The sequence below is a fragment of the Agrococcus sp. SL85 genome, from assembly GCF_026625845.1.
Taxonomy (GTDB): Bacteria; Actinomycetota; Actinomycetes; order Actinomycetales; family Microbacteriaceae; genus Agrococcus.
In genome coordinates, this window is the sequence record NZ_CP113066.1 from 2,100,765 (window position 1) to 2,114,025 (window position 13,261).

General features: G+C 73.8%; 10 protein-coding genes, 1 tRNA gene, 1 other RNA gene and 2 pseudogenes. 7 read left to right on the top strand and 7 right to left on the bottom strand.

The features are described 5' to 3' along the window. Window positions 1-107: 107 nt before the first annotated feature. Window positions 108-635, top strand: coding sequence for a DUF3145 family protein (locus OVA14_RS10435; RefSeq protein WP_267503810.1), 528 nt, complete (start codon window positions 108-110; stop codon window positions 633-635). Window positions 636-713: 78 nt separating this feature from the next. Here the strand turns inward: OVA14_RS10435 and OVA14_RS10440 are convergent, their stop codons facing one another. The 6 genes from OVA14_RS10440 to aceE form a co-directional block, all read right to left on the bottom strand. Beyond that, on the bottom strand, window positions 714-1,949 hold the full coding sequence (locus OVA14_RS10440; protein ID WP_267503811.1) for a beta-ketoacyl-[acyl-carrier-protein] synthase family protein: 1,236 nt from the start codon (window positions 1,947-1,949) through the stop codon (window positions 714-716). Between the two features lie 61 nt (window positions 1,950-2,010). Next, window positions 2,011-2,259 carry an acyl carrier protein gene (locus OVA14_RS10445; protein WP_188717331.1) on the bottom strand — a complete coding sequence of 83 codons (249 nt, stop codon included), beginning with the start codon at window positions 2,257-2,259 and terminating at the stop codon, window positions 2,011-2,013. Between the two features lie 44 nt (window positions 2,260-2,303). Next, window positions 2,304-3,299 carry a beta-ketoacyl-ACP synthase III gene (locus OVA14_RS10450; RefSeq protein WP_267503812.1) on the bottom strand — a complete coding sequence of 332 codons (996 nt, stop codon included), beginning with the start codon at window positions 3,297-3,299 and terminating at the stop codon, window positions 2,304-2,306. After that, complete coding sequence (locus OVA14_RS10455) at window positions 3,296-4,216, bottom strand: ACP S-malonyltransferase (RefSeq protein ID WP_267503813.1); 921 nt, start codon at window positions 4,214-4,216, stop codon at window positions 3,296-3,298. The genes OVA14_RS10450 and OVA14_RS10455 overlap by 4 nt, the downstream gene beginning before the upstream one ends. Before the next feature lie 4 nt (window positions 4,217-4,220). Beyond that, window positions 4,221-5,417 (bottom strand): PucR family transcriptional regulator, encoded by a 1,197-nt coding sequence (locus OVA14_RS10460; protein WP_267503814.1) that lies wholly within the window; start codon window positions 5,415-5,417, stop codon window positions 4,221-4,223. An 86-nt stretch (window positions 5,418-5,503) separates the two neighbouring features. Next, a complete protein-coding gene (gene aceE / locus OVA14_RS10465; RefSeq protein WP_267503815.1) occupies window positions 5,504-8,218 on the bottom strand; it encodes a pyruvate dehydrogenase (acetyl-transferring), homodimeric type in 2,715 nt (904 codons plus the stop codon). Window positions 8,219-8,368: 150 nt separating this feature from the next. On the opposite strand from aceE, the gene OVA14_RS10470 reads away from it, so the two are divergent. The 5 genes and pseudogenes from OVA14_RS10470 to OVA14_RS13930 form a co-directional block, all read left to right on the top strand. After that, entirely contained in the window at window positions 8,369-8,851 is a 483-nt protein-coding gene (locus tag OVA14_RS10470; RefSeq protein ID WP_267503816.1) for a peroxiredoxin, read from the top strand. Between the two features lie 27 nt (window positions 8,852-8,878). After that, window positions 8,879-8,952, top strand: a tRNA-Val gene (locus OVA14_RS10475). A 38-nt stretch (window positions 8,953-8,990) separates the two neighbouring features. Further along, window positions 8,991-9,755, top strand: coding sequence for an SDR family NAD(P)-dependent oxidoreductase (locus tag OVA14_RS10480; RefSeq protein ID WP_267503817.1), 765 nt, complete (start codon window positions 8,991-8,993; stop codon window positions 9,753-9,755). A 56-nt stretch (window positions 9,756-9,811) separates the two neighbouring features. Next, window positions 9,812-10,673 (top strand): annotated as a pseudogene (locus OVA14_RS10485) (Nif3-like dinuclear metal center hexameric protein). Further along, a pseudogene (locus OVA14_RS13930) lies at window positions 10,664-11,146 on the top strand (zinc ribbon domain-containing protein); the annotation flags it as partial. The pseudogenes OVA14_RS10485 and OVA14_RS13930, both read left to right, overlap by 10 nt. Window positions 11,147-11,401: 255 nt before the next feature. Here OVA14_RS13930 and OVA14_RS10490 read toward each other — a convergent pair. Then, complete coding sequence (locus OVA14_RS10490; RefSeq protein ID WP_267503818.1) at window positions 11,402-12,781, bottom strand: MFS transporter; 1,380 nt, start codon at window positions 12,779-12,781, stop codon at window positions 11,402-11,404. Window positions 12,782-12,852: 71 nt separating this feature from the next. Here OVA14_RS10490 and rnpB point away from each other — a divergent pair. Further along, window positions 12,853-13,223, top strand: an RNA gene (gene rnpB / locus OVA14_RS10495) — RNase P RNA component class A. The last annotated feature ends 38 nt before the right edge of the window (window positions 13,224-13,261 follow it).

Here is a 13,261-nt window from a genome sequence, read left to right on the forward strand (position 1 = left end):
CGGGATGACAGCCTTGTCGTCCGTCAGCCGCGTGTGGCAGACTCGGGCGCATCGTCGCTGAGTCGTTCGACCGATGGGGAAGTCGCATCGAACGAGGGAGAGTGACGATGACTGCTGCGAACACGCTCAGGCGACGTCCCGTCACCACGACCGGGGTCGTCTGGATCCACGCGTCCCAGCGCGCCCTGCGCACCCACCTGGAGTGGGCCGTCGGGCACGCGGTCGGCGACGCCCTGCGCTTCGTCTGGCAGCCGCAGCCGGCCGAGGCTGGCGCCGAGCGCTCCGAGGTGCACTGGTCGGGTCCCGTCGGCACGGGCGCCGCGATCGCCTCCGCGCTCGCCGGCTGGACGGACGTGCGCTTCGAGGTGGCGGAGGACCCGCAGGCCGGCAGCGACGGCATGCGCTGGATGCACACGCCGCGGCTCGGCCTCGCCTCGTTCCGCATCGACGCCGCGGGCGGCATCCTCGTGCCCGAGGAGCGCCTCCGCAGCGCCGTCGAGTCCGCCGGCCCCGACGCGCGGGCGCTGCTCGCCGAGCTCGACCACGCGATGGGCGGCGCGTGGGACCGCGAGCTCGAGGCCTACCGCCACGCCTCCGACGCCTCTCCGGTCGTCTGGCTGCACCGCGTCGGCTAGCCGAGCGCACGAACGCCGAGGGCCCCGCTGCGAACAGCGGGGCCCTCGATGCGTGCCGGCCCTGTCGGCCGCACAGGCTCAGACCGAGCGCAGCGCGACGACCGCGTTGTGACCGCCGAAGCCGAACGAGTTCGACACCGCGAGCTGCGGTCCCTCGCCGAGCGCCACGGGCGTCGCCGAGATCGACAGCGGCGCATCCGGGTCCTGCTCGGTGACGTTGATCGTCGGGGGAGCGGTGCGCTCGTGCAGCGCGAGCGCCGTGAAGGCCGCCTCGAGGGCGCCCGTGCCGCCGAGGAGGTGGCCGTGGGCCGCCTTGGTCGCCGAGACGGGCACGTCCTTGACGCGGTCGCCGAAGACGCGCAGCAGCGCCCGCACCTCCGCGACGTCGCCGACGGGGGTCGACGTGGCGTGCGCGTTGATGTGGGTGACCTCGTCCGGGGTCGCGCCGGCCTGCTCGAGCGCGGCGAGCACCGCGCGGCTCGCGCCGAGGCCCTCGGGCTCGGGCGCGGTGATGTGGTGCGAGTCGGCCGTGACGCCCGTGCCCGCGAGCTCCGCGTAGATGCGGGCGCCGCGCGCGAGCGCGTGCTCCTCGGTCTCGAGCACGAGCGCCGCGGCGCCCTCGCCCATGACGAAGCCGTCGCGCGTCACGTCGTACGGCCGCGACGCGGTCGCCGGCTCGTCGTTGCGGCGCGAGAGCGCCTGCATCGACGCGAACGACGCGATGGTGACGGGGTGGATGGCCGCCTCCGAGCCGCCGGCGATGACGACGTCGGCGAGGCCCTGCTGCAGGTGCTCGTAGGCCATGGCGAGCGACTCGGTGCTCGAGGCGCAGGCCGAGGCGACGGTGCGCGCGAAGGCGCGGGCCTCGAAGTGCATGGAGACGGCCGCGGAGGGCGCGTTCGGCATGAGCATCGGCACCGTCATCGGCATGACGCGGCGCGGGCCCTTCTCGCGCAGCGCGTCCCAGGCGTCGAGCAGCGTCCACACGCCGCCGATGCCCGTCGCCCAGTCCACGCCGAGGCGGATCGGGTCGACCTCGGGGGAGCCCGCGTCGGCGAACGCCTCCTTGGCGGCGACGAGCGCGAGCTGGCTCGACGGGTCGAGCCGCTTGGCCACCGGGCGCTCGAGCACGGTGTCGGGTCGCACGGCGACCTGGGCGGCGAAGGTGACGGGCAGCTCGTACTTGGCCACCCACTCCTGCTCGAGCGGGCGCGCGCCGGAGGCGCCGGCGAGCAGCGCCTCCCAGCTCTCGCGCATGGTGCCGCCGAGCGGCGACGTCGCTCCCAGGCCGGTGATGACGATCTTCTTCGTCATGCTTCTCCTCGCTGGTGCGTCGTGCGGCCGGTCTCCCGGCCGCACGCGCGGGTCGGCAGGCTCAGGCCTGGGCGCCGACGATGTACGTGACGGCGTCGCCGACGGTCTTGAGGTTCTTGACCTCGTCGTCGGGGATCTTCACGTCGAACTTCTCCTCGGCGTTCACGACGATCGTCATCATCGAGATCGAGTCGATGTCGAGGTCGTCGGTGAACGACTTCTCGAGCTGCACGTTCTCGGTGGCGATGCCGGTCTCGTCGTTCACGAGCTCGGCGAGTCCGGCGAGGACCTCGTCCTGGGTGTAGGCCATGGGGGTGTCTCCTTGTGTCGTCTGGTGGACGGGGATGAGTCTAGTCAGGGGAGCGTGACGACCTGGGCGCCGTACACGAGGCCGGCGCCGAAGCCGATCTGCAGCGCGAGGCCGCCGCTGAGCTCCGGCCGCTCCTCGAGCAGGCGGTGCATCGCGAGCGGGATCGATGCCGCGCTCGTGTTGCCGGTCGTCGCGATGTCGCGGGCGATCGCGACGGAGTCCGGCAGCTGCAGCTGCTTGGCGAACTCGTCGATGATGCGCATGTTCGCCTGGTGCGGGATGAAGGCGGCGAGGTCCTCGGGACGGATGCCCGCGGCGTCGAGCGCGCGCTTGGCGACCTTCGCCATCTCCCACACCGCCCAGCGGAAGACCTTCTGGCCGTCCTGCCGGAGCGTCGGCCAGGCGGCGCCGTCGCGCATGGAGCCGAGAGGGTTCGTCATGCGGATGGTCTCCCAGTGGGAGCCGTCCGACCCCCACACGGAGGCGCTGATGCCGGGCTCGTCGGAGGCGCCCACGACGACGGCGCCCGCGCCGTCGCCCAGCAGGAAGCTGATGGAGCGGTCGGTCGGGTCGACGACCTCCGAGAGCTTCTCGGCGCCCACGACGAGCACGTGCTCGGCGAGGCCCGCGCGCACGAGCGCGTCCGCCTGCGCGACGCCGTAGGCGTAGCCCGCGCACGCGGCGGAGATGTCGAACGCCGGGGCGGGGGTGGCGCCCAGCCGCTCCGTGAGCAGCGCGGCCATCGAGGGCGTCTGCACGGTGTTCGAGATCGTCGAGACGATGACCGCATCGATCTGCGAGCCCTCGAGCCCGGCGCGCTCGATCGCCTCCCGCGCCGCGGTCTCGGCCAGGTCGACGGCCTCCACGCCTTCGGAGGCGCGGACGCGCGTGATGATGCCGGTGCGCTGGCGGATCCACTCGTCGGAGGAGTCGATGGGGCCCACGAGGTCGTCGTTCGGCACGACGAGGTCGCCGCGGGCGGCGCCGACGGCGAGGATGCGCGAGCCGGCGCGGGTGGCGGTGCTCTGGATGGTGGTCATGCGGCGTCTCCGCTCTCGAGCAGCTCGATGGCAGCCGGAAGGTCGTCGGGGGTGCTGATGCCGACCGCGGGCACGCCGCGGAGGCCGCGCTTCGCGAGGCCCACGAGCGCGCCGGCGGGCGCGAGCTCGACGATGCCCGTGACCCCGGCCTCCTGGAACGACGCCATGCAGCGGTCCCAGCGCACGGGGCTCGACACCTGGCCGACGACGAGGTCGAGGAAGGCGGGGCCGGACGCGACCGCGCTGCCGTCGCGGTTCGTCCAGAGCGTCGCCACCGGGTCGGCGGCGGCGGTGGCCTCCGCCTTCGCGCGGAAGCGCTCGACGGCGGGGGCCATGTAGGAGGTGTGGAAGGCGCCCGCGGTCTGCAGCGGGATGACGCGCGCCCGCTCGGGCGGTGCCTCGGCGAGCGCCGCGAGGGCGTCGGCGGGGCCCGCCACGACGATCTGGCCGCCGCCGTTGTAGTTCGCGGGCTGGAGGCCCAGCTCGGCGAGGCGCGCCTCGAGCGCCGCCTCGTCGCCGCCGAGCACGGCGGCCATGCCCGTGGGGGTCTGCGCGGCCGCGTCGGCCATCGCGCGGGCCCGCTCGCCCACGAGCGCCATCGCGTCCTCGGCGGTCAGCACCCCGGCGCCGACCGCAGCCGTGATCTCGCCGACCGAGTGCCCGGCGAAGCCGCCCGCGAGCGCGGCGCGGTCGCCGAGCGCGTCGAGGGCGAGGATGCCCGCCGCGACGATGAGCGGCTGCGCCACGAGCGTGTCGCGGATCGTGTCGGCATCGCTCTCGGTGCCGTGCTGCACGAGGTCGACGCCCGCGGCCTCGCCGAGCGCGACGAGCCGCTCGCGGGCCTCAGGGCGCTCGATCCACGGGGTGAGGAAGCCGGGCTTCTGGGAGCCCTGGCCGGGCGCGACGATGACGATCACCGGATCATCCTGCCACCGGGTCGCCGCCGCGCGGGGCATGGCGGGGGTCTGTCGCGCGACCGGCCGTCCGCGGGGCGGGGGCCTGGGGGACCCGGTGCGCGCGGTCGCGCGACGACTCGTGGATCGAGCCGAGGATGATCGCGGTGTGCAGCGCGAGCGCCTCCCTCGCGCCGGTCGCGTCCCAGCCGATGATCTCCCCGATGCGCTTCAGCCGGTAGCGCACGGTGTTGGGGTGCACGAAGAGCTCGCGGGCGGTCGCCTCGAGCGAGCGGCCCGTGTCGAGGTAGCAGGCGAGGGTCGCGAGCAGGTCGCTCGAGTGGTCGCGGAGCGGCTGGTAGATCGTGCGGATGAGCGCCTGGCGCGCGAGCGGGTCGCCCGCAAGCGCGCGCTCGGGCAGCAGGTCGTCCGCGCGCACCGGGCGCGGCGTGCGGCGCCAGGCATCGGCGACCGCGAAGCCCGCGAGGGCGGCCTTGGCGCTCCGGGCCGCGTCGACGATGCTCGGCACCGCGGGCCCCAGCACGAGCTGGCCCTCGGCGAAGCCCTCGGCGAGCGTCTCGGCGACCGCGAGGAACGCGATGGGCTCGGCGCCCGCGCCCTCCTCGTCGACCGCGGCGCGGCCGATGACGACGACGAGGCGCGCGCCCTGCACGCCCACGAGCACGTCGCACCCGACGTGCCGCGCCTTGCGGCGGATGACGTCGACGTCGAGCTGCCGCGGCGCGATGCCGACGAGCACGGCGCACTCGCCGCGCCCGTGCCAGCCGAGCGCCGCGGAGCGGCTGGGCAGCTCGTCGTCGTGCTCGCCCGTGAGGATCGAGTCGACCACGAGCGCCTCAAGCCGCGCGTCCCACAGGCCGCGCGACTCCGCGGCGCGCGCGTAGACGTCGGCGGCGGCGAACGCGATCTCGCGCGAGTAGAGCAGGATCGGCTCGCGCATCGATGGATCGGCGCCGCCGATGCGGTCCTCGAAGACGTCGACGACCGTGCGGATGAGCTGCAGCGTCTGCTGCAGGCTCACGCTCCGCAGGAGCTCCCTGGGCGCCGCGGCGAAGACGTCCGCGGCGATCCAGGGCTGCGCCTCGGGATCCTCGTGCCAGGCGATGAAGGAGGTGATGCCCGACTGCGCCACGAGCCCCACCGCGCTCCGCCGCGAGGGCGGCATCGTGCGGTACCAGGGCAGGCGGTCGTCGAGCGCCCGCATCACCTGCGTCGCGAGGTCGCCGGAGATGCGCCGCAGCCACGCGAGCTGCCGCGCCTTGAGCTCCTCCTCGGCGCCCAGGGCCGACCTCAGGCGTCGCCGCCGACCGTGCCGGACTCGCCCGCGTTCACGTCGTGGATCCGGTACTTGTCGATGGCCTGCTGCACCATGCCGAGCGGCACCGAGCCCTGCTTCGCGAGCGCGTCGAGCGCGCGGACGACGACCGAGTGGCTGTCGATCGCGAAGAAGCGGCGCGCGGCCGCGCGGGTGTCGGAGAAGCCGAAGCCGTCGGCGCCGAGCGTCGCGTAGTCGCCCGGGACCCACTCGCGGATCTGGTCGGGCACGGCGCGCATGTAGTCGGTCGTGGCGACGAACGGGCCCTCGGCCTCCGAGAGGCGCTGCGTGACGTAGGGCACGCGGGCGTCGTCCTGCGGGTGCAGCAGGTTGTGCTCGTCGGCCTCGAGGGCGTCGCGGCGGAGCTCGCTCCACGACGTCACCGACCAGATGTCGGCCGAGATGCCCCAGTCGTTCGCGAGCAGCTCCTGCGCGTGGTGGAGCCACGGCAGCGAGACGCCCGAGCCCAGCAGCTGCACCTTGACGCCCTCGCCCTCGCCGACCGAGACGCGGTGGATGCCGCGGCAGATGCCCTCGACGTCCACGCCCTCGGGCTCCGCGGGCTGCAGCATCGGCTCGTTGTAGACGGTGAGGTACATGATGATGTCCTCGCTCGTCTCGCCGTACATGCGCTCGAGGCCCATCTGCATGAGGTGCGCGATCTCGTAGCCGTACGCGGGGTCGTAGGCGAGCACGGCCGGGTTCGTCGACGCGATGAGCGGCGAGTGGCCGTCGGCGTGCTGCAGGCCCTCGCCCGTGAGCGTCGTGCGGCCCGCGGTCGCGCCGATGAGGAAGCCGCGCGTCATCTGGTCGGCGGCCGCCCAGATGGAGTCGGCGGTGCGCTGGAAGCCGAACATGGAGTAGAAGACGTAGATCGGCACGAGCGGCTCGCCGTGCGTCGAGTACGACGTGCCCGCGGCGATGAACGCCGCCATGGCGCCGGCCTCGTTGATGCCGACGTGCACGATCTGGCCGTCGGGCGCCTCGCGGTACTTCAGCAGCAGGTCGCGGTCGACCGAGGTGTAGTTCTGGCCCTTGGGGTTGTAGATCTTCGCCGTCGGGAAGAACGCGTCGATGCCGAAGGTGCGCGCCTCGTCGGGGATGATCGGCACGAACCGCTCGCCCCAGCCCTTGTCGCGCAGCAGGTCCTTGAGCAGGCGGACGAACGCCATCGTCGTGGCGACCTCCTGCTTGCCGGAGCCCTTCTTGGGCAGCGCGTAGGTCGCCTCGCCCGGCATCGGGATGACGGTGTGCTTCGTCCGGCGCTCGGGCGTGTAGCCGCCGAGCGCGCGGCGGCGCTCCTGCAGGTACTCGAGCTCCGGCGAGCCCTCGCCCGGGTGGATGTACGGCGGGCGGTACGGGTCGGACTCGAGCTGCTGGTCCGAGATGTCGAGCTGCAGGTGGTCGCGGAAGGCCTTGAGGTCGTCGAGCGTCAGCTTCTTCATCTGGTGCGTGGCGTTGCGCGCCTCGAACGACTTGCCGAGGCCGTAGCCCTTGATCGTCTTCGCGAGGATGACGGTGGGCTGGCCCTTGTGCTCGCTCGCGGCCTTGTACGCCGCGTAGACCTTGCGGTAGTCGTGGCCGCCGCGCTTGAGGCCCCAGATCTCGTCGTCGGTCATGTCCTTGACCATGGCGGCGGTGCGCTCGTCGCGGCCGAAGAAGTGCTCGCGGACGAACAGGCCCGACTCGGCCTTGTACGTCTGGTAGTCGCCGTCGGGCGTCGCGTTCATGAGGTCGCGGAGCGCGCCCTCGTGGTCCTGCTCGAGCAGCGAGTCCCACTCGCGGCCCCACACGACCTTGATGACGTTCCAGCCCGCGCCGCGGAAGAACGACTCGAGCTCCTGGATGACCTTGCCGTTGCCGCGCACCGGGCCGTCGAGGCGCTGGAGGTTGCAGTTGATGACGAAGTTGAGGTTGTCGAGGCCGTCGTTCGCCGCGAGCTGCAGCGCGCCGCGCGACTCGACCTCGTCCATCTCCCCGTCGCCGAGGAACGCCCACACCTGCGAGTCGTTGTCCTTGATGCCGCGGTTGGCGAGGTACTTGTTCGCCTGCGCCTGGTAGATCGCGTCGATCGGGCCGAGGCCCATCGAGACGGTGGGGAACTGCCAGAACGCCGGCATCGAGCGCGGGTGCGGGTAGGAGGGGAGGCCGTTGGGGGCCTTCGACTTCTCCTGACGGAAGCCGTCGAGGTGCTGCTCGCTCAGGCGGCCCTCGAGGAACGCGCGGGCATACATGCCGGGGGAGGCGTGCCCCTGGAAGAAGATCTGGTCGCCGCCGCCCTCGTGGTCCTGGCCGCGGAAGAAGTGGTTCAGGCCCACCTCGTAGAGCGACGCCGACGAGGCGTACGTCGAGATGTGGCCGCCCACGCCGATGCCGGGCGCCTGCGCGCGGTGCACCATGATGGCCGCGTTCCAGCGGATCCAGCGGCGGTACGTGCGCTCGATCGCCTCGTCGCCGGGGAACTCCGGCTCGTCCTCGGCCGCGATGGTGTTGATGTAGTCGGTGGTCGGCACCATCGGCACGCCCAGGTGCAGCTCCTTGGAGCGCTTGAGCAGGCTGAGCATGATCTCGCGACCGCGCTGCGGGCCGTTCGCCTCGACGAGCTGCGACAGCGACTCCTGCCACTCCGCGGTCTCGCTGGGGTCGGGGTCGCTCGTGTGGCCCGAGTAGGGGTCCTGGTCGTTCAGCACCGATGCTCCTCGTCGTGTGGGGGTGGGGCGCGGCCTGGGTGCGCGGCGCCCTCCGTCCACTCTAGTCCGGGCCCCGGACGTGCTCCGGCGTGCGCTCTGGCACGATGGAGCGGCGGCCGATCCGGGCCGCGCGCAGCGGCGGGAGGCCCCATGGCGGAGCAGGTCATCGAGCAGCGGCAGGCGCCTGAGATCGGGGCGCTCGCGCCCGACTTCACGCTCAGCGACCACACGGGCGAGGCCGTGACGCTCTCCGAGCTCCGCGGCGCGCCCGTCGTGCTGGTGTTCTACCCGAAGGCCTTCACCGGCACGTGCACGGGCGAGCTCTGCGCGATCCGCGACGAGCTCGCCGCCTTCGAGGAGGCCGATGCGCACGTGCTCGCGATCTCGTGCGACACCTCCGCCTCGCTCGCCGTCTACGCCGAGCAGCAGGGCTTCCGCTTCCGCCTGCTCAGCGACTTCTGGCCGCACGGCGCGGTCGCCCAGGAGTACGGCGCCTTCCTTCCCGAGCGCGGCTTCGCCACGCGCGCCACCTTCGTCCTCGACCGCGAGGGCCGCATCGCCGCGCACTTCCGCGTCGGGCCCGCCGAGTCGCGCGACCTCGACGCCTACCGGGAGGCCCTCGCGCGCGTGTGACGTGCGGCGGGGCCCCGCCCCGCTGACGAGCCTGTAGGCTCAGCTGGCAGAGCGCCTCGCTTACACCGAGGATGTCGGCGGTTCGATCCCGTCCAGGCTCACGATCCGCGGCGTCGGCCGCGGCGACGAGGAGGTCGATGTGGACATCAGCGGTGCATCCGCGCTCGTGACGGGCGCGGCGTCCGGGCTCGGCGCGGCGACGGCGGCGGCCCTCGCCGCGCGGGGCGCGCACGTGGTCGGGCTCGACCTGCCCGGCGCGGTCGAGCGCGCGGGCGGCGCGGCGCCCTCGGGCGTCGTGCTCGTCGCGGGCGACGTCACCGCCGAGGCCGACGTGCGGCGGGCCGTCGAGGCGGCCTCGGCGCGCGGACCGCTGCGGGTCGCGGTCTCGTGCGCGGGCATCGCGACGGGCGCGCGCCTCCTCGGCCGCGAGGGGCCGCACGACCAGGGCGCCTTCGAGCGCACGATCGCGGTGAACGTGCTCGGCTCCTTCCAGGTGCTGCGGCTCGCGGCCGAGGCGATCGCTGCGACCGAGCCCGTCGACGCCGACGGCCAGCGCGGGCTCGTCGTGCAGACGGCCTCGGTCGCGGCGTTCGACGGCCAGATCGGCCAGGTCGCCTACAGCGCCTCGAAGGGCGCCGTCGCGGCCATGACGCTGCCGGCCGCGCGCGAGCTGGCCCGCCACGGCATCCGGGTGATGACGATCGCGCCCGGCGTCGTCGACACGCCGATGATGGCGGGCCTCGGCGACGACGTGCGGGCAGGGCTCGAGGCCACCGTGCCGTTCCCGGCGCGGCTCGCCCGGCCCGAGGAGTTCGCGGCGCTGGTCGGCATGCTCGTCGAGCACGACTACCTCAACGGCGAGACGATCCGCATGGACGGCAGCCTCCGGATGCCGCCGCGCTGAGCCGCGCGTCGGCCTCGCCGGAGGAGCCCCGGCCGCGCATCCCTAGGATGGAGCGCATGACCAGCGTCGCCGACGTACAGCGCGCGGTGGAGTCCCTCTGGCCCGCGGCGACCGCGGAGGAGTGGGACGCCGTCGGGCTCGTCGCGGGCGACCCCGCGGACGCCGTCCAGCGCATCCTGCTGGCCGTCGACGCCGTCGAGGCGACCGCGGCCGAGGCGCTCTCGCGCGAGGCGCAGCTGCTGCTCGTGCACCACCCGCTGCTGCTGCGCGGCGCCACGAGCGTCGCGGCGACGACGCCCGCCGGTCGGATCATCACGCGGCTCGTGCGCGGCCGCGTCGCGCTGCTCGCCGCGCACACGAACGCCGACGCGGTCGACCGCGGCACGAGCGGCGAGCCTCGCGCGGATGCTGGGCCTCGAGCAGCAGCGGGCGATCGTCGCGAACCGCGTCGACCCCGCGAAGGGCCTCGGCCGCGTCGGCGAGCTGCTGGAGGCCACGAGCCTCGGCGAGCTCGCGCGCCGCATCGCGGGCCTCCTGCCCCCGGTGGCGGGCGGCGTGCGCGCGGCGGGCGACCCCGCGCGCCCCGTGCGCCGCGTCGCCATCTGCGGCGGCGCCGGCGACTCGCTGCTGCGCGAGCCGGCGGTGCTCGACGCGGACGTCTACATCACGAGCGACCTGCGCCACCACCCGGCCTCAGACGCGCGCGAGCGCCACGCGGCCGGCGAGGGCCCCGCCCTCGTCGACGTCAGCCACTGGGCGAGCGAGTCGCTGTGGCTGCGCCCCGCCGCCGAGCAGCTCCGCGCGGCGCTGCCGGGCGTCGAGGTGCTGGTGAGCGACATCCGGACCGACCCGTGGGACCTCCAGGTGCCGCAGGAGCCGGTCGACCCGAGCCCCCAGGAGGAGCGAGCATGGCACTGAAGGCCTCGAACCAGGATCAGCGGCTGCTGCTGGCGCTGCAGGAGGTGGACACGCGCATCGTGCGGCTCACGGCCAAGGCGCGCAACCTCCCGCAGACGAAGCGCATCGAGGAGCTCGACACGCTGCTGTCGCAGCTCGACCGCGCCGTGCTCGAGCGCCTCGGGGCGCACGACGACGCGGAGGCGGAGGTCGCGCGCATCGAGAGCGACGTGCGGACGGTCGAGGCGCGCCTCGCCCGCAACCGCGACCGCCTCCCCACGATCACCGACGCGAAGACCGCGACCGCGACCGAGCACGAGATCGGCACCCTCGAGCGCCGCCGCAGCGACCTCGAGGACATGGAGCTCGAGGCCATGGAGCGCCAGGAGGAGGCTGCCACCGCGCTCGCCGCCGCGCGCGAGGAGGCGGGAGCCGCCCGCGCCGAGCGCGAGCGCCTCGCCGTCGAGCGCGAGGCGGAGGCCGAGGGCATCCGCGGCGAGCTCGAGCAGGCGCAGGCCGAGCGCGCCGAGCGCGCCGCGCCCGTGCCCGCGGAGCCTGCTGGCGCTCTACGAGCGCCAGCGCGCCCGCTACGGGATCGGCGCGACCCTCCTGCGGCGCCGCACCTCCGACGCCTCGGGCGTCGAGCTGACGGCCGCCGAGCTGCACGAGGTGCAGTCGGCCCCCGAGGACGACGTCATCCTCGACCCGAACTCCAGCGCGATCCTCGTGCGCACCGAGGAGAGCGGCCTCTAGCCCCGCGCGCCCCGCTCGGCGCCCGCTCCGGCACCCGCCCGCTCGGCGGCGTCCGGGCGGGCGCCGATCTCGTGCAGGGCGATGCCTCGGGTCTCGGGCATGCGCCAGACCGCGACCGCCGACGCGAGGCACACGAGCACGAAGCACAGGATGAAGACCCACTGCAGACCCGCGCCCGTGAGCCACTGGTTGAGGTAGAGCACGCTTCCGCCGAAGATCGCGACCGACAGCGACATGGCGATGCCGATGCCGCGCGCCCGGTGCCGCGTGGGGAACTGCTCGGCGAGCAGCGCCGAGTAGATGGAGTTGCCGCACGCGACGAAGGCGAGCGCGATCGACTGCGCCACGAGGAGCGTCCAGGGCTCGGAGGAGATGAGCCCCATGAGCGGGAAGCTCAGCACCACGAAGCCGAGCGAGAACGCGAGCGCGACGGGGCGCCGCCCCACGCGGTCGCTGAGCAGGCCCATGAGCGGCATGAGGCAGACGCACAGCGCCTGCGCGGCGAAGCTCGACGCGAGCGCCGCCGCGGGGTCCATGCCGTGCTGCGTCTGCGCGAGCGAGGAGGCCGCGGTCAGCCAGGTGTAGAAGACGATCGTGATGGCCGCGACGAACCAGAACACGCGCACCGACGCCCACCACAGCGAGCGGCGCTCGACGCGCGTGAGCGGCTGCGCGGCCTCGGCGTCGGCCTCGGGCGCGAGCTGCTGCTCGAACTGCTCGGTCTCCATCATCGTGCGGCGCAGCACCATGACGACGATCGCGAGCACCGCGCCGATCGCGAAGGGCACGCGCCAGCCCCACTCGGTCATCGCCTCCGCCCCGAGGCCCGTCGTGAGCGCCCAGCCGAGGCCGCTCGCGAGCATCGAGCCCACGAGCACCCCCATGGCGAGCGTCGACGACCAGAGGCCGCGCCGGGCGGCGGGGGCGATCTCGGCGATGTAGGTGTAGCCGGCGGTCGACTCGGCGCCATGGGCGAGGCCCTGCGCGAGGCGCGCGACGAGGAGCAGCAGCGAGGCCCAGGCGCCGGCGGTCTCGAAGGTGGGCAGCACGGCGATGAGGAGCGACGCAGCGCTCATCGTCAGCATCGTCGTCACCATCACCCAGCGGCGGCCGAGGCGGTCGGCGAGGATGCCCGCGAGCATGCCGCCGAGCGGGCGGAAGACGAAGCCGACGCCGAAGATCGCGAGCGTCATGAGCAGCGCCGAGCCGGGATCGCCCTGGTCGAAGAGGTTCGCCGTGAGGTACGCCGTGAAGACGACGTAGATGTTCCAGTCGAACCACTCGAGGCCGTTGCCGACCGCGGAGGCGAGCATCGAGCGGCGACGGAGGGCGGGGGAGGCGGTGGCGTCGACGGAGGCGGGGGCGGAGGCGGTCACTCGCTCCACGATATCTGCACCGGGGCCAGGAATCAGATCGGCAGCGGGCCGCGTATCCTGGTGGCGGCGAATCGGTCGGCTAGGCGGTCGCGTCGCGGCCCGTCTCCTCGGAGGCGGTCCGCGCCGAGGAACGTCCGGGCTCCGCAGAGCAGGGCGGTGGATAACGTCCACCCGGGGCAACCCGCGAGCAAGTGCAACAGAGAGCAGGTCCACCGGCCGGGAGCGATCCCGGTCCGGCCAGGAGTGAAACGGTGGGGCAAGAGCCCACCAGCGTCGTGCGTGAGCACGGCGGCTAGGCAAACCTCGCCCGGAGCAAGACCAGACAGCGGATCACGGGGCTGCTCGTCCCATCCGCGGGTAGGTCGCTAGAGGGCCGCAGCGATGCGGTCCCGAGAGAGATGGCCGTCCACGACAGAACCCGGCGTATCGGCCGGCCGGTTCGCCCCACGCGTCGCACGCGACGGGGCCTCCCCGGGCAGC